The following is a 19,355-nucleotide window of genomic DNA, read 5'->3' on the forward strand; positions in this document are numbered from 1 at the left end:
AACAAAGGGAGCAGATGCTCCCTTTGTTGTTTTTTGTAACTAGTATTGGCGCTAGCTTAACTAATATCAATCAACCAAAGCATACTGCTGTTTTAAGATGGCAATGATGTCAGCTTTTGGATTGTCTGACAGCGCAATTTTCTCGCCAGTGACTTTCTCGGCAACGCCTGTGTAGGTGTTTGACACATTCATCATGGCTTCTAGCGGCAGAGCATTGTCGCGGGCAAGTGCTTCACGCTCATCCATGCGGTCTTTGTTTAGTAGGATATCGGCATCATCAAAGTGGTTCAGTAGGAACTGACGGAAACCTTCTTTTGAGTTTTCAATCACTTTGCCATCACGGAATGCTGGGCCGTCCCAGATACGTGATGAATCAGGTGTACCCACTTCATCCATGTAAATCAGCTTAGACTGACCATCACGGTCAGTCACATAACCAAACTCGAATTTAGTATCAACAAATACCTGGTCTAGCTTGGCAAGCGCTTCAGAAATGACGCCAAAGCCTTCTTTTAATAGCTTTTCGTAAAGGTCGATATCTGCTGGTTTTTCAAAACCGAAAGCTTGGTAGTTATCTTCAATATTCTTACGAGTAATGTTGACGTCATCTTGCTCAGGCACACCTGGAATGCCAGTTAAAATCCCCTTGGTTGATGGGGTGATTAATAGCTCAGGTAACTTTTGATCTTTAGTTAACCCTTCTGGCAGGGTAATGCCACAGAATTCACGTTCGCCTTTGGCGTAAGCGCGCCACATAGAGCCGGTAATGTACTGACGACAAATGGCTTCTACTTTAATTGGGCGAGCTTTTTGCACAATCCACACAAATGGGTGCGGAATATCCAGAATATGGCTGTCAGCTAAGCCGTTTTCAGCAAATAGTTTGAACCAGTGGTTTGAAATGGCGTTAAGCGCAGCGCCTTTACCCGGAATACCTTGCAAGTTGTCTTCGCCATGGAAGATGCAGTCGAACGCAGAAATGCGATCGCTAATCACCATGATTGCCAGCGGCGTATCGTCAGGTACGTTATAACCTTTTTCTTGAATTAGGCGACGGCTGTCGGCGTCAGTTAACCAATATACGCTGCGAACCTTGCCGCTATGCACAGGTTTGTCAGTACGGATCGGTAAATCGTTATTCACGGCTAAAACGGAATCAGCAAGACTCATGACGAGTATTCCTCAGAAGGTGGTGTAGGGTAGTTTTTATGGCGGGTATTTTACTCTTAATGGCGCTGTTTTCCATGGGCAACAAGCCTCGCAAATTACCTTTTTCAGAATGCGAACAATCAGCAGAGCTGGCGCACAGTTATTGGTGATTATAGGTCGCTACTGTTAGCGGGTTTTTGGTGTATCTGCGAAGAAAATGGGATGGTGGCAAAGCAGCCCAAGCGAGTGATGCTTGAGCTGCATCTGAAAAACTTAATGGGCAACAATTGGCTCAGCATGCGGGTCTGAACTTACTTCGTTAATTATCCAATTCACAATACTTAGTACACGCCTATCGCGCTGGTGCGAACGTTTATAAGCAATTGAATAGGTGAGACCTGACATACAAGTAGGTAGGTCAAGCTTAACTAGATTGCCATTGTCGACCTCAATCTGCAGCGTTTGCTCCATGCCTAACACAATACCGTGCCCATACAGCGCGGCTTGCACAGCAAGCATGTTGTGATTGAAGAACAATTTAAGTTGCTCTGAGTTAGGTGTTAGCTGGTTGAACTTAAACCAATCTTCCCAGTCGATGCCATAGTCTTTGTGTTTAGAGATCAATAAGGTGTGCTGGTGGATGTTATCAAGCGTGATCTCAGAATGCTGCGCTAAATATTTTGGTGAGCAATAAGCGCTCAGACGCTCCTTTGTAAGCGGCGTAATAATGTAGTCTTCTTGCTTTTGGCGGGTGGTGATAAAAATATCGGCGACTGTGTCACTCATATCAATGTCGTCCTGATACATGCCGACATTGATATTAAATCCTGGATTCTCTTGTTGAAACTTCGCCATATGTGGCACTAACCAGCGCGCAGCCAGCGAGTTGTAGGTATGTACCCGTACTTCGTTTTCCATGTTTGGAATTAAGCTTGAGCAGACACTGTTGAGATCATAAAACACTGGCGACAAGCGGCGTTTAAGCTCAACGCCTGCTTCGGTTAAATGTAGTCTGCCACATTTACGAATAAACAGTTTTTCGAGGAAATAATCTTCAAGAGACTTAATTTGCTGGGAGACTGCGCTTTGCGTAATACATAGTTCGCTGGCCGCATGGGAAAAGCTTTCCAATCTGGCGCAGGTTTCGAATATTTGCAATGCTCTTAGTGGCAAATTATTGTTCATATTTCCCCCATCTCTAACTCAACGGACGCTAGTGTACACCTGGGTTATAGGGAAAAATGCTGCGTGCAGCACATAAAAAATAATTACTTGGAATTTATGAAAAAATCCCCTTATTGCCTGTGCTAAACGTGACTCGTAGCACAGTTGAATTGACTATTTTTACACGTGATTAACAGACCCTAGCCAGCATTGTTTTTATCAACAAAGGAAACTTGGTTATTAGGGCCTGTTGATCTTTCAAGATTATTTTTGCAGCTGCTTGTTGGAAGTTTATACAAGGCAACGACTTTGATGTGTGGTTGTTCCACATGATAAGTCGTTAACGCAGTAGAAATGACAACAAGCGCTGCCGGAACGGTTCGTTTAAAAGCACTTTTCTCTGCGTTGCGAGCCACTTGTTTAGTCGACTAAACTGCATAGCTCGCGTCTTGATTAAAGTGCTTTTAATTCGAACAAAGTCTAATCAGCAAAGAGCAACAGGCCCTAGGCATCCAGCAGACCATAATTTGCCAAGTCTTTGCGCACATCATCAAGAAATTGCTGCGCTTCGGGAAACACATCGAAAGCCTTAATAAAACCGTGGATCATACCGGGATAAACCTTGCTGATGGCAGGCACATTGTCTTGCTGTAATCTAGTCGCATAGTTAATGCCGTGGTCACATATCGGGTCGCACTCGGCGCAGTAGATAAATGCGGGTGGCAAGTTGATGAGTGATTTTGCGCTCATTGGTATGCAGTATGGGTTTTGCAGGTCATCGCTGCAGCTTATGTAGTGGCCTAGGTAATAATATAAATCTGCTTTTTCTAGCAAGCAGCCTTCAGCAAAGCGAGTCATTGACGGGCTATTGGTATCATAATCCACTGCTGGATACACCAGCACTTGAAACGCGATTTTAAACGATTGCTGATCTCGGGCTCTAAGGGTGACAGCTGCCGCTAGATTACCTCCTGCGCTGTCACCAAATACACCTATGCGATCAGGGTCTAACTTCATTGCCTTAGCATTTTCAAATACCCATTTTGTGGCGTGGTAGCAATCGTCCATCGCGCACGGAAACTTATGCTCTGGGGCTTTTTGGTAGTTTATGGCAATGACAACTAGGCCTGTGGTGATAGCCAATTGCTGGGCAAAACGATCGTTGATGCCAATGTTCGATACCATCCAGCCACTACCGTGAAAGAACAACATGGCGCCGCTGCTTGCTCGGTTTAGACTGCTGCGAGGTCGATAGATACGCACAGGCAAATCGGCACTTGGCCCAGCGATAAAGTGATGCTCGATGGTGATGGCTTGATTAACACAGGGCTGCACATAAGGCGCGGCATACTCAAGCTGCCTAGCTTGCTGGGGCGTTAAGCTTCGAAACGGTTTGCCGCCTTGATTAAACCAATCATCAATAAACTGTTTCGCGTGTGGCGCTAGGGCGGAAACTGAGTTGTTTGCAGCATTCATTGTGTTTGCACCGTGTATATCTGACTCATTGCTTGTACTTTAGTGGCCAAGTCATTTTAGGGTGAAACGTCCTTGTTTCCAGGGGAAGTGAAATTAATACGCTATTTCCGCTCAACTATTCCGAGTTGGCTATTTCCACTCAACGACACCAAAGTTGAGGTAGAACTTAGTTGGGTCTTCGGCATCTGCTACGCGAAAGTGCGCGCGCTTATCGTCGATTTTCCAAATTTGAGTGATCAAAGTAGCACCTGGATACAATGGTTTAGTGAAGCGTACTTTAAAGCGAGTTAAGCGTTCTGGGTCGCCGCGTAATAAGCTACTAATTAAGTGACGACAAGCTACGCCTGCGGTTGATACACCGTGGAGGTTAGGCTTAGGGTGGCCAAATTTATTGGCATATTCCCAGTCCACGTGTTGTGGGTGATAGTCGCCAGACAAGCGATAAATAACGGCTTGGTTAAGTGGCACTGTCTCTTGCACTTCAAAATCAGGTGCACGCTCAGGAATATCTACAATGTCGGCTTTGGCTTTTGGGCCGCCCCAACCACCATCATAAATACAGCAATCCCAGCTTTCACAGGTAAACAGTAGCTCACCTGATTCATCGCGGGTTTCACCTATATGTTGAGCTAGTAAACCACGATCTAGGCCGCGATCGTACAAGCCTTTTAGTAATACATTGGTTGAGAGCTTGCCTTGCTTTTGTTTTAAAGGCTGGTGGATTTTTAAATCAACTGACCAGTGCAGTGAGCCGCCGTATTCAAAACCAAAGTCGATGGTTTTGGTGACATTGGTATCGACAATTGGCACCACATAAAAGATGGGTAGTACTTTTAAGTCTTTTTCATACACATATTGCAGCTCATCTTTGCCATTAAGGCCTGCGCCGCAGCCCAGAGCAAATAGCATGAGATCGCGCTCGGTATACTCGTTGATAAAAGGGCCGAAAGTTTGCCCTTGCATGTCTAGCTTTAGTTTCATGGCAATTCCATCGCACTGTATGTAGGTAAGAAAACTGTGACAAACCCAAGCTGTGAATTTAGATAGTAAGTCCAATGCACGGCTTATTGGCGTAGGTATGTCACAGGGAAACGGGGATTTTTATTGGCAGAGAGTTAGGCAGTGCACCTGACTCTCTACCTTGCGAATCGTTTAACAGCGATTAGCAAACGATAAGGTTTAATTACTTACCTTGCCAAACTGGGTCGCGCTTTTCAGCAAACGCCGCTGGGCCTTCTAATGCATCTTCAGATTGCAGCACTGAAGGGTAATTTTTCAGCTCACCAGAGCGGGTGAAGCGGAACGCTTCTTCAATCGGCATGTGGTTTGACGTGCGGTAAATCTCTTTGATTGCCGCAACTGCAAGTGGTGCACTTTGTACAACTTGCTCGGCAATTTCACGTGCCTTGTTCATTAGCTCTTCGTTGCTGACGACATAGTTAACTACGCCAAACTGCAGTGCTTCTTCAGCACTTAGGCGGCGACCTGTCATTGCCATTTCGTTGTAGATAGGCATAGGCAGTACTTTAGGTAGGCGTAGCATACCGCCGCTATCAGGTACGATACCTAATTTGGCTTCTGGGATGGCGAAGCTAGCGTTTTCAGCACATACAATCATGTCTGCCGCAAGCGCTAGCTCAAAGCCTCCGCCAAATGCGTAACCGTTAACCGCTGCAATGACCGGCTTGTCTAGGTCAAACATTTCAGTGATACCAGCAAATCCGCCAACACCAAAGTCTGCATCTGGCGCTTCGCCTTCAGCAGCGGCTTTTAAATCCCAACCCGCTGAGAAGAACTTTTCTCCGCCGCCAGTAATGATGGCAACACGTAGCTCTGGGTCTTCACGGAACATGGTGAACACTTCGCCCATTTGGTGGCTAGTTTTCGCGTCAATAGCATTGGCTTTAGGGCGATCTAGTACGATTTCTAAGATGTGACCGTTGCGGGTAACGTGTAAAGATTCACTCATGTAACTACTCCTTAAGTGAGCTCATTTAGGCTCGGTTTTGGTATATTTAAGCGAGAAACTTCTTCTGCACTTTGCAGGTGCAAGTACGCGGCAAAGCGTCTCTAATTTCGATGAATGACGGGATTTTAAATTTCGCCATATTGTCTCTGCAGAAGTTCAGTATTTGCTCTTCTGTCAGAGAGAATCCGTGTTTAAAGATGATGAAAGCCTTGATGGCTTCATCACGAATAGGGTCTTGCACACCAATAACTGCTGACTCTTCAATGTAAGGGTGCGACATAAGAATTTGCTCAACCTCTGAGCTAGATACATTTTCGCCCGAGCGTTTGATCATGTTGGTTTTGCGATCGACAAAGTAGAACCAGCCATCTTCGTCTACGTAGGCTTTGTCGCCTGTGTTAAACCAGCCATCTGGCATTAATGCGGCATGGGTTGCTTGCTCGTCTTGGTAGTAACCTTTCAAAATGGTTCTGCCCGCTACGCCTTTAATCCATAGATTACCGGTGGTATTGGCTGGCACTGGGTTGTTATCGTCATCTGTGACTCTGGCTTCATAGCCAAAACCAGGGCGACCAATTGACGGCCAGTGGCGCTCGCCAAAGGTGCTATCACCAATCACGCCCACTAAGGTTTCGGTCATGCCGTAGGAGTTAAACAGCTGCACGTTAAAGCGATCTTCAAAGGCTTTTTTCTCCTCAGGCGAAATGTAGAGGAAAAACAGCATGTCTCTTAAGCAGTGGTCTTGCTCGCCGTCAAATTTGGGCTGCAACATCAAGGTGCGCAAGATCATCGGCATAGTGTGGGTGAGGGTGGCGCGGTAATGGCAAATTTGTTTCCAGAACTTGCGGGCGCTGTATTTTTCAAGCATCACCAGCTTAGCGCCAGCGGTGAACACTGCCATGGCAGCATTGCACTGAAAATCAATATGAAAGCTTGGCATCATGGTGAGATAAGTATCATCAGGGCGAATAGCCGTTTGCCAAGCGGTAAAGTGACCTGCGTATTGCAGGTTGCAATGGGTAATTTCCACCCCTTTAGGGTTGGAGGTGGTGCCTGAGGTAAACAGGATTTCGGCGACATCCTCACTGTCGATATTAACTTGGTGAGTTAACCTCGTTGCCTGTCCTTTAACAAGGTGATCGAAATCGAGTACCTCAGGGCTTAATTCACTCTTTGCGCGACTGACTAACACCTGCTCAATTGTGTTGTTTTGATTTTGCTTGAACTCGGTGTAAATCGGGATGAAATCTTGTTCAATGACGACCATTTTAATGGCGCATTTGTCGATAATATATTGGCACTCTAAGGTGCGAAATTGGGTGTTAATTGGCACAATAATCGCGCCAATTTTTGCAAGCCCAAACCAGCACGCAATAAACTGCGGGCTGTTGTGCAATTGCACCGCCACTCTGTCACCTTGGTGTACGCCAAGTTGTAAAAACAGGTTGGCGGCTTTGTTTATTTCAGCGTTTAGCTCAAAGTAAGTAAAACTTGTCACATCGCCAGCAGCATCTTCAAAAACTAATGCAGTTTTGTCAGAGAAGTTTCTCGCACGTTCTTCCCACATGCAGTTCAAGGTTTTGTTGCCGACGATATCCATGGTAGTTATTACTCGCTATTGTGAAATTATTCGCTGTGTGAAACTTTGGCTAAGCCTTTGTCTGCAAGCGCTTGAATTTCCTCGGCGCTGTAACCTGCATCCGCTAAGATGGCTGCGGTGTCCATCCCATGTTTTGGCATACCACGCCAGATCTTGCCTGGGTTTTTCTTGAACTTAGGCATCACGTTAGGGCCAGTGAATGTCTTACCGTCAATGTTTTCCCATTGAGTAATCGACTCACGCGCCACGTATTGTGGGTTAGTAGCAAGTTCAGACACTTCCAGCACCTTAGCCGCAGCAACTTTTAGCTCCGCAAAGCGTGCAAGAATTTGCTCAATGCTTAGGGTTTCAATGTGCGCTTCTAGTGCATCTTCAACTTGTGCACCGAATGGGCATTCAAAGCGGTGGATAAGCTGAGTGCCTGTTGGAATTTCGTCAGTGCCAAGCAGGTGAGTGATGTTTAAGTCTTTAAACATTTCTTCAATTTGTGGTGCGCCAACTAGCTCCATTACGATGTAGCCATCAGTACACTTGTACAGACCACAACCTACGTAGTAAGGATCGCGACCTTTGGTTTGGCGTGGCGCCATTTCGCCGCCATTGAAGTAGTCCATCATGAAGTACTGACCCATGCGTAACATGACTTCGTACATTGCAATATCCACACTTTCACCTTCACCTGTGGCTTGTGCTTTGTGCAGTGCAGCAAGTACCGAGGTGGTCACTGTCATACCCGCGAAGTAGTCAGCAGTGTATGGGAATGCTGGCATAGGCTGGTTGACGTCACCGTTTTGTAAAAGATAGCCACTGAATGCCTGAGCAATGGTGTTGTATGCTGGCAGGTTGGTGTACTCTTCTGTGCCGAATTGGCCATATCCAGATAAGTGACCGATAACCAGTTTAGGGTTGCGTTCCCACATCACTTCATCAGTTAAGCCGCGGCGAGCAAATGCTGGGCCTTTACTGGCATCGATGAAGATGTCGGTGGTTTCAAGCAGTTTTAAGAAAGCATCACGGCCTTCATCTTTAAAGATGTTTAGCGATAGCGCGTGTAAGTTACGGCGTGATAGCTCTGGGTAATTAGGTTGTACACGAATGGTGTCAGTGTACGCGACATTTTCAATCCAAATAACTTCAGCGCCCCATTCTGCAAGCATTTGTGCAGCGAAAGGGCCGGCAATTTCAATACCTGAAAATAAAACTCGAACACCGCTTAATGGGCCAAATGTCGGTGTAGATAATGTTGATGACATAATGTCGCTCTCTCTAGATTTGGCTTTCCAATGCAAGCATGTTGCTGAAAACCTTGAATAAGTAAGTAGTTAAGAGAATGCAGTGGGGCAGGCTGATACCCCACGACAAAAATATTGAACTGGCTAGGATTGTGGGAGCAATGTTTCTAGCCTGCTCAATATGGCTTAGCGGTAGCGCTTAAGCACTTCACGGCCTAGGGTCAGGATTTGCATTTCGTCCGAACCACCAGATACGCGGTCAACACGAATGTCGCGCCACATACGGCTGATACGGTGCTCACCAGCGATGGCGTAGCCGCCTAGTACTTGCATTGCCTGGTCGATAACTTCAAAGCCAGCGTTTGCACAGTAGAATTTGCACATTGCTGAGTCGCCAGAGGTCATAGTGCCGTTGTCACATTTCCATGCCGCTTCATACACCATGTTTTTCATGCTGTTTAGCTTCATCGCCATGTGAGCGAACTTGTCTTGGATAAGCTGGTAGCGACCAATGGTTTCACCAAACTGCACACGTTGGTTTGCGTATTTAGCTGCATCTTCAAATGCGCAGTAGGCTGCACCATAGTTGGTTAGTGCCACTAGGAAGCGCTCTGAATCGAACTCTTCTTTAACACGTAAGAAGCCGTTACCTTCTTCGCCAAACATGTCTGACTCTTCAAGCTCTAGTTCGTCGAACTGCAGCTCACAGCAGCTGTCCATTTTCAGACCTAGCTTAGGTAGCTTGCTCATCTTGATACCTGGCTTGCTCATATCAACAAACCACTCGGTGAAGATAGGTTTCTCAGAGTCTGCATCACGTGCCATCACTACGATGTATGGCGTGCCTGCAGCACTGGTGATGAAGCACTTGCTACCTGTTAAGTAAACCTTGCCGTCGCGACGCTTGTAGGTTGTTTGTAAGCTACCTACGTCAGAACCTGCACCTGGCTCAGTGATTGCTGAGTTCCACATTTGCTTGCCTGTACCACGTAGCGCCATGATCTTGTCGATCTGGTCTTGGTTGCCGTGGCGTAATACCGTTGCGATACCTGGTAATTGGTACAGTACGTAAGTTGGTGCGCCTAGGCGGCCTAACTCTTCCCAGATAGCGGTAAGGGTAACCATGCCCTCGTCGAATCCGCCGTGCTCTTCTGGAAGCAGTAAGCTGTCGATGCCCATCTCACATAGCTCAGCGACAAAGCGCTCTGGGTAAGTGCTGGTTTCATCGCACTCAGCAAAATATGCTTCCCAGTTCTCTTTTTCCATTAAGTCACGAATACCGGCTACAAATAGCTCTTGTTCATCTGTTAAATTAAAGTCCATCCGATATAACCCTTTGTTTTAATTTAATTAAGCTTCTTTAGCCCAAGTTTTCTTAGCATCTTTTAGGAACGAGATGATGACTAAGATGTTGACGATAACCAGTGGTGCACCACCGGCGATAATTGCAGTTTGTAGAGGTTTCAGACCACCTAGAGCAAGCAGTACGATACCGATGATACCTACAAGAACTGACCAACCTACACGTACCCAGATTGGTGGCTCGTTGTCAGCGTCAACGCCGCGACAAGTAGACATTGCTAGGGTGTAAGAACATGCGTTTACTAGCGTTACGGTTGCTAGGAAACATAAGATGAAGAAGCCCCAAATCGTTAGTGTGCTCATAGGCAGTGCTGCCCAAGACTCAACGATGGCACGTGCTGCACCGTGTTCTGCGATAAGTGCTGCCATGTCAACTACGCCTTCGCGCATTTGGATAAGTGTGTTACTACCTAGAACCGTCCAAAGTAGGAAGCTAGTTAGTGTTAGACCACCAACGATGTTTAAGCAGATTTCACGAACGCTGCGACCGCGAGAGATTTTCGCTAGGAAAGTACACATTTGGATACCGTATACAGCCCACCATGCCCAGTAGAACACGGTCCAATCTTGCGGGAAGCTGCCATCTTCAACTGCTGCTGTGTAGAAAGTTGCGCGAGGGAAGATGTCAAGAAGTACACCAACAGACTCAGTGAAGTAGTTAACCGTGAATGAAGTACCACCAACGATTAGTACCCAAGCCATCATGAAGATAGTTAGGTAGCTACGTAGGTCACTTGCGATACGGATACCTGAAGTAAGACCGAATGCAACACACACAGCGTTGAACACAATCCAACCTGAGATGATGATGGTGTCAACTTCAATGGTGCGTGGGATACCGAATAGGTATTGAATACACTCAGTTACTAGCGGAGTAGACAGACCTAAGCTGGTACCCATTGCTAGGATAAGCGCCACAATGTAGATGTTGTCGACAACTAAACCGAAGAAGCCGTTGCTGTGCTTTTCACCAACAAGTGGAGTAAGTGTGCCTGATGGGCGCACAACGTCCATTTTCTTCACGAATAGGAAGTAACCAATCGCGATAGATAGGAATGAGTAACCAGCCCACGGGATAGGACCCCAGTGGAATAAGCTGTATGCCAGACCAAGCTCTTGTGCTTCAACTGACATGGCTTCGTGGCCAAACGGTGGGTAGCTCACATAGTAGTAAACTTCTAAAGAACCCCAGAAAAGTACCGCCGCAGAAGTACAAGATGCGAACATCAAGAAAATCCAGCTACCGTTACTAAACTCTGGCGCTTCGTTGCCAAGGCGTTTGTCTTTGTACGGACCCCATACAAGCCAAGCCCAGCCTACTGCTAGGATCACCATATACCACTCGAAAGCCCAGCCCCAAGTGTGAGTTAAATAGGTAAATACTTGACCGATTGCTTTATTTGCAGCATCCAAATCAGAAACTACAAGGTAAGACAATAGCGCGATCACTAATAGTGAAGGGAAAAATACTTTTGGCTCAATGCCGACTTTTCCTTTGGTTTTTGCTTTATCCATATTGATATTACTCGTGTTTATATTTGTTGGTTTAAAACTTTATTTGAAAATTGTTTTTTATTTACTTTGTTGCTTCTACCTGTTTTTAGTTAATTTTGAATCTGAATTTTATATAAGTTCGACACCCTATTTATATTGTCGAAGTGAAATCTTGTTTGGCGTTAATTTGTTTTGGCGAGGTAATGATGGCAGCGGTTTAAAAGGCTAACAGTGATCCGAATCACGATAAAAAACGCCTTGTTTTCTTTTAGTGATAAACTTCATGTTTTAATCTTGCGTGGTAGAAATAATTTCATGTAAAACAGCGGCTTGCATGCCTTGGTGTCGATTTTGTTTATTCTAATGGTGTTATAAGTTGAGCTTAAAAAAGAGGTTTTTTAAGTTGGGCTAATAAGGTGATTATTTAAGCTAATTGGAGGTTATAAGTTTAACTAATAGCGCTGTTAGAAATGCTGTTGTCGGTTTTCTATTGACTGTGATCTAGATAACAACAGAGATTAATTTTGTATTTATATAATTGCCGCATCGGAAAGGGAAGGTCGCTTTTATTTTTTTAAAGGAGTTTCAATCTTCTTATATGAAAAGGTTTAAATGACTAATGTATTTTCTTGATTTGAAAATTGAAATTAATTATGTGTATTTTCTGGAGAAAAGATGAAGATTATTACATGTTGTAAATTAGTTCCTGAAGAGCAGGATATTGCAGTAGCAGCAGATGGTAGTTTAGACCTAGCAAAAGCAGCACCAAAAATTAACCCATTTGATCTGTGTGCTATTGAAATTGCAGTGCAAATGAAGGAGCTAGCGGCAGATGTCACAGTGGCAGCACTGAGCCTAGGCGGCAAAGCACTAACGAATCCTAAAGTTAAGAAAGATATCCTTTCACGCGGCCCAGATAGCTTAATCGCACTAAGTGATGAAGCGTTTGAGCAGCTACTTCCTCACCAAACCTCTAAGTTACTTGCTTCAGCAGCTAAAGAAGAAGGCTTCGACCTTATCGTATGTGGCGATGGCTCAGGTGACTTATGCGCGCAACAAGTAGGTATCCAACTAGGTGCAACCCTAGGCGTACCAACCATTAATGCCGTAAGCAAAATTGTTGCGCTAGAAGCAGGCAAAATCACGGTTGAGCGCGCGCTAGATGATGAGTTAGAAATTCTAGAGCTGCCACTACCAGCGGTTATCTCAGTATCAACCGATATCTGTGAGCCAAGCATTCCATCAATGAAAACCATCCTAGCTGCAGGCAAAAAACCAGCAGCAGTTAAGAGCAGTGGTGACATTGCAGTAGAAGAAACACCTGCATTAGTAGAGCTAGTTTCTGTTATCGCACCTAAGCAAAAGGCACGTCAGAACATCATCATCGAGGGTGATGACGAAGCTAACGTTGTTGAGTTTGCTGAGCACCTACGTCAACAAATTAACTAATTAAGGATTAATGATGAGCAAATTATCGAATGTTTGGGTATTTAGCGATATTGCAGCCCGTTTACCTGAAGTGATTGGCGCAGGTGTTGCTGTTGCTGACAAAGTTTCTGCTTTCGTATTTGGTGACGAAGCACAAATTGCTAAAGCTTACGCGTATGGTGCAACTCACGTGTACTACTTAGGCGAAAAAGCCGCTGACGTAGTGATTGAAGACTACTGCGACACCTTAGCTAAAACCATTAACGACGCTGGCGAAGAACAAGCGCTAGTGATTTTATCGCCAACTAAGCGCGGTAAAGCCCTAGCAAGCAAACTAGGCGTGAAATTAACTGCAGGTGTGGTCAATGACGTTACTGAGTTAAACCTCGAAGGCGGTGTGGTTGCTAAGCACATGACCTACGGCGGTTTAGCGTTCGCAGAAGAGAAAATTAACTCAAAAGTGGCCATCGTGACTATTAGCGGTGGTGTTTACGAAGTGCCTGCAGAAGATGCTAGCCGCCAAGGCGAAGCGGTAAATGTTGAGTTTATTGCTCCACAAGCTGCAATCAAATGCATTGAGCGCCGTGCAAACGCTGGTGAGAGCGTTGACTTAGGTAAAGCTAAGCGCGTTATCGGTATCGGTAGCGGTATCGGCTCAAAAGAAAACCTCGCTATTGCAGAGGAGCTAGGTGGCATTATCGGTGCTGAGCTAGGTTGCTCGCGCCCAATCGCTGAAACAGAGAAGTGGATGGAGCGTGAGCGTTACATCGGTGTATCTGGCGTCATGCTAAAACCTGATGTTTACCTGGCTCTAGGTATCTCTGGTCAAATCCAACACATGGTAGGGGCAACCAGCTCGCAAACCATTCTTGCGGTTAACAAAGATAAGAACGCGCCTATCTTCAAATATGCTGACTACGGCATCGTCGGTGACATCAACAAAGTGCTGCCAGCACTAGTAAATGCACTTAAAGGTTAATGACTAACCTGAATTAACTTTCCGTCGCCTCTATGCAAGGTGGTAAAGAGGCGACCTTAAATGTATAGAGAGCGACGAAATGGAAGATGCATTTGACGCAATTGTGGTTGGAGCAGGGCTTGCAGGTTGTATTGCTGCTTATGTTCTAGCCAAAGAGGGTGCTGAAGTTCTAGTGATTGAACGCGGTAATTATGCCGGCAGCAAAAACATGACAGGTGGCCGTTTATATGGTCACAGCCTAGAAAAAGTCATTCCTGGCTTTGCTAAAGAAGCGCCAATCGAGCGCAAGATCACCAAAGAAAAAGTCACCTTTATGACCGATGATACCGGGGTCACCTTGGACTATCACAACGGTCGTGATCAAAGCACCATCGAAGAATCTTACACGCTACTACGCGGCGAATTTGACCAGTGGTTGATGGAAAAAGCGGAAGAAATGGGCGCTCAGTTTATCTCTGGTATCCGCGTAGATGAAGTGATTAAAAAAGACGGCAAAGTGGTTGGCGTAATGGCCGACGGCGACGAACTATTTGCTAATGCGGTGATCCTGGCTGAAGGCGTTAACCCAGTGCTAGGTGAAAAGCTTGGCATGGTGCAGCCAAAAGTTGAGGCCGATGTAATGGCGGTTGGCGCAAAAGAGCTTATTGAACTGCCAGAAAACGTTATTCGCGATCGCTTCAATGTTGAAGGTGATGAAGGTTGTGCTTGGTTGTTCGCTGGCTCACCAGCAAATGGCTTAATGGGCGGCGGCTTTTTATACACCAACAAAACCACCATCTCCTTAGGTGTGGTTTGTGGGCTACATGATATTGAGCACTCAAGCAAAACTGTGCCGCAAATGCTAGAAGATTTCAAAAATCACGCATTAATTAAGCCACTGATTGAAGGCGGCAAGTTACTAGAGTACTCAGGTCACGTTGTGCCAGAGGCGGGTATCCATATGGTGCCTAAATTAGTTGACGATGGCGTATTGATCACAGGCGACGCGGCCGGATTCTGTTTAAATATCGGTTATACCGTACGCGGTATGGATTTGGCTATTGCATCTGGTGAGGCGGCAGCGCTAGCAGTATTAAAAGCACGCGAAGCTAATGACTTTAGCGCGGCTGGCTTAAACACCTACCAAGACTTACTCAATGACAGTTTCATCATGAAGGATCTCAACCTTTACAAAGGCTTGCCTGACTTCATGCAAAACCCTCGCATTTTCAACCAGTATCCAAAAATGGTCGCCGACATCATGCAAAGCATGTTCACCGTTGATGGCAGTGCGTCACAACCTTTGCGTAAAACCATTATGAAGCACTGTAAAGAAGTGGGCTACATGAACCTGATTAAAGACGGCTTTAAAGGAGTGGCAGCGATATGACCGAGCCAGTAAATGTGGATGTAAAGCTAAGCAACAACAAGTTTTACGTAGACGAAGGTCACCCACACATAGTGTTGAAAGAAAACCCAGATATCAACGAGTTCAAGAAGCTAGTTAACGCTTGTCCAGCGGGGCTGTACAAGATTGAAGATGACGGCAGCTTGAAGTTTGATTCAGCAGGATGCTTAGAGTGCGGAACATGCAAGTTCCTTTGTGGCGACACCATTATTGAAAAATGGGAATACCCACGCGGTACGTTCGGGGTCGAGTACCGATATGGGTAAATAAAATTGTTGAAAATAACAATAAATACCAAAACGCCTCTTTAAAAGGGGCAATATAAAAAGAGTGTAAATATGATGAAGAAAAATAAAATCACTATGCTGTTATTAGCGAGTCCGCTTTTATTATCAGGCGCTCAAGCTTTCGCAGCAGATTCTGAGGATGGCATTAATGTTCACGGCGCAGTACGTGTTAATTATGGCTATAAATTCTATAGCGACTCATCTGAAGATAAGTTTGGTGATATGACATTCGACATGATGTCATTAAAATTTGATGGTAAAAAAGGCAACTGGGGTCTTAAGTCTGATTACCGTTTCACTTCATATGGTAACTATATGAAGTTTGGTTACGCTTATTACGATTATACGCCTGAAGTACAAGTGCAATTTGGTATTAACAAGGTACCATTTGCTAACCCTGGCTATATTTCAAACAGCTACTGGTTCGGTCTACCTTACTACCTAGGTTTTGAAGACGACCATGACATGGGCGTTAAAGCAACCTACAAAAAAGATGGCTGGCAAACTGACTTTGCATTCTACAAAAATGCTGAATACTCAGCGTCTGAAAACGCGACATACTCTGCCAACCTATACACAGGTACTATCAATGGTACTGAGTACAACAACGAAGAAACTAACCAGTTAAACCTGCGTCAGCTATACACTTTCAATGGCGACGGCGTAACAACCACTGCTGGTGCATCGGTTGAAGTTGGCCAAATTTACAACTCAAAAACAGGTAACAATGGTAGCCGCTACGCTGTAGCTGCACACCTTGATACTTCGTTTGACGGTTGGAACATTCAAGCGCAAGCATTGCACTACCACTATGATGCTGCAGATGCGGCTGACGACAACAAGATTGCCATCGCTGTTGTGGGTTGGCAGTACGAAGCGGCTTCAAAAGGCCAGGTGTACAACCTAAACATTGCCAAAACGATTCCAACTGACTTTGGTAACATTAAGTTCTACAACGACTTTGGCATGATGACGCCAGATGTTGACGATAACACTTATGAAAACAGCTACCAAAACGTAATCGGTGCAGCAATTACAGCTGGCCCAACTTACACTCATATTGATTTCATCATGGGTAAAAACATGACCTTCTCAACTGGTAGCAACGACCACATCGGTCTACCAGAAGTGGGTGATGATTGGGACAAACGTATTAACATCAGTACCGCTTACTACTTCTAATTTTGTTAGAAGGTATCATTCTTAGCAGTTTGATATTTATTAGTAAACTTTAATTTAACCGAGAAAATAACTAACCCCAGCTAAAGGCCATACATATTGTGTATGGCCTTTTTTCGTTTGGTAAAAATACTTCACCAATAACGGTTTGTTAGTTACTTAATGGGATCTATCGCTGATTATTGCTTAGTTTGATTTGGGATAATACTCGGGTTCACTTTAGTTGAAGTTATTTCTTGCCGTTGATCTATGTTTTGGCGAACAGGTGTGAAATTAGTCGATTTATATTTGCTCAATTAATTTCACGCTATTTGATGGGGAATATAACTAAAAGCTGAATGAAGCCAGTCTATGATGACGGATAAGCTGGCTTATACACAGCATTAATTGCATGAGTATGTTATGGAATTAGTCAGAAACAATAATGCTGCTAGCCACTCAACCAATAAATGTGGGTTGCTAAGTAACATAGATAAGTTCAAGTTCTTTACCACCTTCTTTCTCGTTATGAGCTGTACAGTGCCGTTATTCGTTTATCCTGAAACGTCTAAAACTGTGGTTAGCGCTATTTTTCACTACATTACCCACGAACTAGGCTGGGTGTATATGATCACTGGCATCATTGCCTTTACCTGGAGCCTATGGCTTGCATTTGGTCGTTTTGGCGACAAAAAGCTGGGCGAAGAAAAGCAATATTCAGACTATGGCTGGATTGTGATGCTACTTTGCGCGGGCGTTGGCTCAGGGATCATGTATGGCAGCATGCTAGATTGGGCACGCCTAGCAAGTCTAGATATTCATGGCGTAGAGGCAGGGTCAGTGCAATCGTTAGAAGTAGCAAGCACGTACGCCATGTTCCACTGGGGGCCGGTTGCCTGGTCGATTTACGCAGCGCTAGCAATTCCTATTGCTTATCAGTTTCATGTACGTAATGTGCCTGTGCTTAACATTTCTCAAAGTTGTCATTTCTTGCTCGGTAAACAAGTCGATAAGCTGCCCGGTAAACTTATTGATATTGCCTTTATGGTGGGGATTATTGGCGGCGCGGCAACCTCACTTGGTTTAGCTGCGCCTATTGTTTCTGCAGGTATTTGCTCAGTCACCGGAATTGAAAACGGCACTCATATCGATTTGATGGTGCTAATGCTGGTGACTGCGATATTCACAATTAGCTCATACAAGGGGCTGAAAAGTGGTTTGCAAATCTTGTCAGATCTAAATGTGTGGTTATCCGTTGGGTTATTGGCATTTGTCTTGTTTGTGAGTAACACCCAGTTTTTAGTGCAGATGGGCTTAGGTACTTTTGGTTCTATGCTTTCCAACGCCTTAGAAATGGCGACCTATATGGACCCAATTGCAAAGACCGGATTAAGCTCAGGTGAGACCGTATTTTATTGGGCCTGGTGGGCATCATTTGCGCCATTTATGTCTTTGTTTATCGCTAAAATTTCGCGTGGACGTACCGTGCGGGCAACCGTGTTAGCAACCTTAGTAGCGGCATCTTGTGGCTGCTCGGTGTTTTACATGATTTTTGGCAACTTTAGCCTCAACCTGCATCTCACAGGTGCGATGGATATTGTTAGCCTAGTTAAGACCATGGATAACGGTGAGTTAATTATGGCGATGGCGCAGCACTTGCCGATGGCAGATGTGTTTATTGTTGTGTTCTCAGTGGTTTGTATTATTTTCTTAGCAACATCCTATGACGCTGTAAGTTACTCATTATCGGCAACCACCACAGCCCATATTACGCCAAAGGATGAACCTGCACGCTGGAATCGTATATTTTGGGCATTAATGCTCAGTGTATTACCTATGGGGATTTTGGCGCTAGATGGCCCACGCTCAGTATTGCAAACCGCTGCAGTGGTAGCAGGCTTGCCAACTTTGATAGTGTTATTTACTGGCATCAGCTCATTTCTGGCTGAGATCCGCATGACGGGCTGGAAACCAAAAGCTCAATAGTGCTGTTAGCGATTAATCATAGTGAAATAAAAAAACCACCTTGAATGCAGGTGGTTTTTTATGTTTTGCCGTTTGCGAAAACGGAATTTAGCTAGCGATTATTTAGCAGCGAAAGCGTTTACTAGGCAATTTTTATTGCTCTTTAGATCTGCAACGATAGCACTGCCATTGTCAATTTCGCGTGCAAATGAATAGGTTTCAAATGCAGTGATTTGCGTATCAAGCGCCTTGCTAACATCGCCAGCTTGCTTGCTGTTGGCGACTTGGTAAGCGGCAGAAACCACGCTAGTTGCTTGATATGAGCTTCGAACGTCACAGCTATTTACTGCTTGATTAGCACTAGCAAAGTCTGCTGAAGCTGAGAAACTGGTTACTAAAAGTGCGGCTGTTAGGGCAATAATTCGCATCATACTTCTCCTTTTTAGCTCTTGTGTAGGGTAAGAGGCTATTAATTTTATAATTGACGTGAGTTTATTCTCATTAGGTCAAATGAATTTTAATTTAATTTTAGTGATTATTATTTAACCTTTATTTAGGTTAGATAAAAAATAAACCAAAAACAACAAATATTTTACAAATAAATATAGATCACGCTTTTGAATTTGGCTAATTTAGAGATGTTATGTTTACTAATAGCTAAAATAACGCTTTGCTTATTGGTTGGTTTGGGTCGCTATACTGCTG

General features: G+C 44.8%; 16 protein-coding genes. 6 read left to right on the forward strand and 10 right to left on the reverse strand.

The window, feature by feature from the left end:
* Positions 1 to 66: 66 nt before the first annotated feature.
* The 9 genes from G3R49_RS00745 to caiT form a co-directional block, all read right to left on the reverse strand.
* Positions 67 to 1,170: a phosphoribosylaminoimidazolesuccinocarboxamide synthase gene (locus G3R49_RS00745; RefSeq protein WP_167868328.1), complete on the reverse strand. Its 1,104-nt coding sequence runs from the start codon at positions 1,168 to 1,170 to the stop codon at positions 67 to 69.
* Between the two features lie 252 nt (positions 1,171 to 1,422).
* Positions 1,423 to 2,334, reverse strand: coding sequence for a LysR substrate-binding domain-containing protein (locus G3R49_RS00750; protein WP_167868329.1), 912 nt, complete (start codon positions 2,332 to 2,334; stop codon positions 1,423 to 1,425).
* 483 nt (positions 2,335 to 2,817) lie between these two features.
* Positions 2,818 to 3,789 carry an alpha/beta hydrolase gene (locus G3R49_RS00755; RefSeq protein ID WP_167868330.1) on the reverse strand — a complete coding sequence of 324 codons (972 nt, stop codon included), beginning with the start codon at positions 3,787 to 3,789 and terminating at the stop codon, positions 2,818 to 2,820.
* A 129-nt stretch (positions 3,790 to 3,918) separates the two neighbouring features.
* Positions 3,919 to 4,770 (reverse strand): MaoC/PaaZ C-terminal domain-containing protein, encoded by an 852-nt coding sequence (locus G3R49_RS00760; RefSeq protein ID WP_167868331.1) that lies wholly within the window; start codon positions 4,768 to 4,770, stop codon positions 3,919 to 3,921.
* Positions 4,771 to 4,972: 202 nt separating this feature from the next.
* On the reverse strand, positions 4,973 to 5,758 hold the full coding sequence (gene caiD, locus G3R49_RS00765; protein ID WP_167868332.1) for a crotonobetainyl-CoA hydratase: 786 nt from the start codon (positions 5,756 to 5,758) through the stop codon (positions 4,973 to 4,975).
* A gap of 46 nt (positions 5,759 to 5,804) precedes the next feature.
* Positions 5,805 to 7,358, reverse strand: coding sequence for a crotonobetaine/carnitine-CoA ligase (gene caiC / locus G3R49_RS00770; RefSeq protein ID WP_167868333.1), 1,554 nt, complete (start codon positions 7,356 to 7,358; stop codon positions 5,805 to 5,807).
* A 26-nt stretch (positions 7,359 to 7,384) separates the two neighbouring features.
* Positions 7,385 to 8,611 (reverse strand): L-carnitine CoA-transferase, encoded by a 1,227-nt coding sequence (gene caiB / locus G3R49_RS00775; protein ID WP_167868334.1) that lies wholly within the window; start codon positions 8,609 to 8,611, stop codon positions 7,385 to 7,387.
* Positions 8,612 to 8,776: 165 nt separating this feature from the next.
* Positions 8,777 to 9,913 carry a crotonobetainyl-CoA dehydrogenase gene (gene caiA / locus G3R49_RS00780; RefSeq protein WP_167868335.1) on the reverse strand — a complete coding sequence of 379 codons (1,137 nt, stop codon included), beginning with the start codon at positions 9,911 to 9,913 and terminating at the stop codon, positions 8,777 to 8,779.
* A gap of 27 nt (positions 9,914 to 9,940) precedes the next feature.
* Positions 9,941 to 11,467 carry an L-carnitine/gamma-butyrobetaine antiporter gene (gene caiT / locus G3R49_RS00785; RefSeq protein WP_167868336.1) on the reverse strand — a complete coding sequence of 509 codons (1,527 nt, stop codon included), beginning with the start codon at positions 11,465 to 11,467 and terminating at the stop codon, positions 9,941 to 9,943.
* Positions 11,468 to 12,121: 654 nt separating this feature from the next.
* Between caiT and fixA the strand changes: the two genes are divergently transcribed.
* The 6 genes from fixA (at position 12,122) to G3R49_RS00815 (ending at position 18,671) form a co-directional block, all read left to right on the forward strand.
* Positions 12,122 to 12,895 carry a putative electron transfer flavoprotein FixA gene (gene fixA / locus G3R49_RS00790; protein ID WP_167868337.1) on the forward strand — a complete coding sequence of 258 codons (774 nt, stop codon included), beginning with the start codon at positions 12,122 to 12,124 and terminating at the stop codon, positions 12,893 to 12,895.
* A 13-nt stretch (positions 12,896 to 12,908) separates the two neighbouring features.
* A complete protein-coding gene (locus G3R49_RS00795) occupies positions 12,909 to 13,853 on the forward strand; it encodes an FAD-binding protein (RefSeq protein ID WP_167868338.1) in 945 nt (314 codons plus the stop codon).
* Positions 13,854 to 13,932: 79 nt separating this feature from the next.
* Positions 13,933 to 15,222 (forward strand): FAD-dependent oxidoreductase FixC, encoded by a 1,290-nt coding sequence (gene fixC / locus G3R49_RS00800; protein ID WP_167868339.1) that lies wholly within the window; start codon positions 13,933 to 13,935, stop codon positions 15,220 to 15,222.
* Positions 15,219 to 15,506: a 4Fe-4S dicluster domain-containing protein gene (locus G3R49_RS00805; RefSeq protein ID WP_167868340.1), complete on the forward strand. Its 288-nt coding sequence runs from the start codon at positions 15,219 to 15,221 to the stop codon at positions 15,504 to 15,506. Before fixC ends, G3R49_RS00805 begins: the two co-directional genes overlap by 4 nt.
* A gap of 72 nt (positions 15,507 to 15,578) precedes the next feature.
* A complete protein-coding gene (locus G3R49_RS00810; protein ID WP_167868341.1) occupies positions 15,579 to 16,709 on the forward strand; it encodes a hypothetical protein in 1,131 nt (376 codons plus the stop codon).
* A 399-nt stretch (positions 16,710 to 17,108) separates the two neighbouring features.
* The gene (locus tag G3R49_RS00815; RefSeq protein ID WP_167868342.1) at positions 17,109 to 18,671 is read left to right on the forward strand and encodes a BCCT family transporter; all 1,563 of its coding nucleotides are present in this window, start codon (positions 17,109 to 17,111) and stop codon (positions 18,669 to 18,671) included.
* A gap of 98 nt (positions 18,672 to 18,769) precedes the next feature.
* On the opposite strand, the gene G3R49_RS00820 is transcribed toward G3R49_RS00815, so the two are convergent.
* Positions 18,770 to 19,081 carry a hypothetical protein gene (locus G3R49_RS00820; protein WP_167868343.1) on the reverse strand — a complete coding sequence of 104 codons (312 nt, stop codon included), beginning with the start codon at positions 19,079 to 19,081 and terminating at the stop codon, positions 18,770 to 18,772.
* Between the last annotated feature and the right edge of the window lie 274 nt (positions 19,082 to 19,355).

This window comes from Shewanella sp. WXL01, from assembly GCF_012263345.1.
Lineage (GTDB): Bacteria > Pseudomonadota > Gammaproteobacteria > Enterobacterales > Shewanellaceae > Shewanella > Shewanella maritima.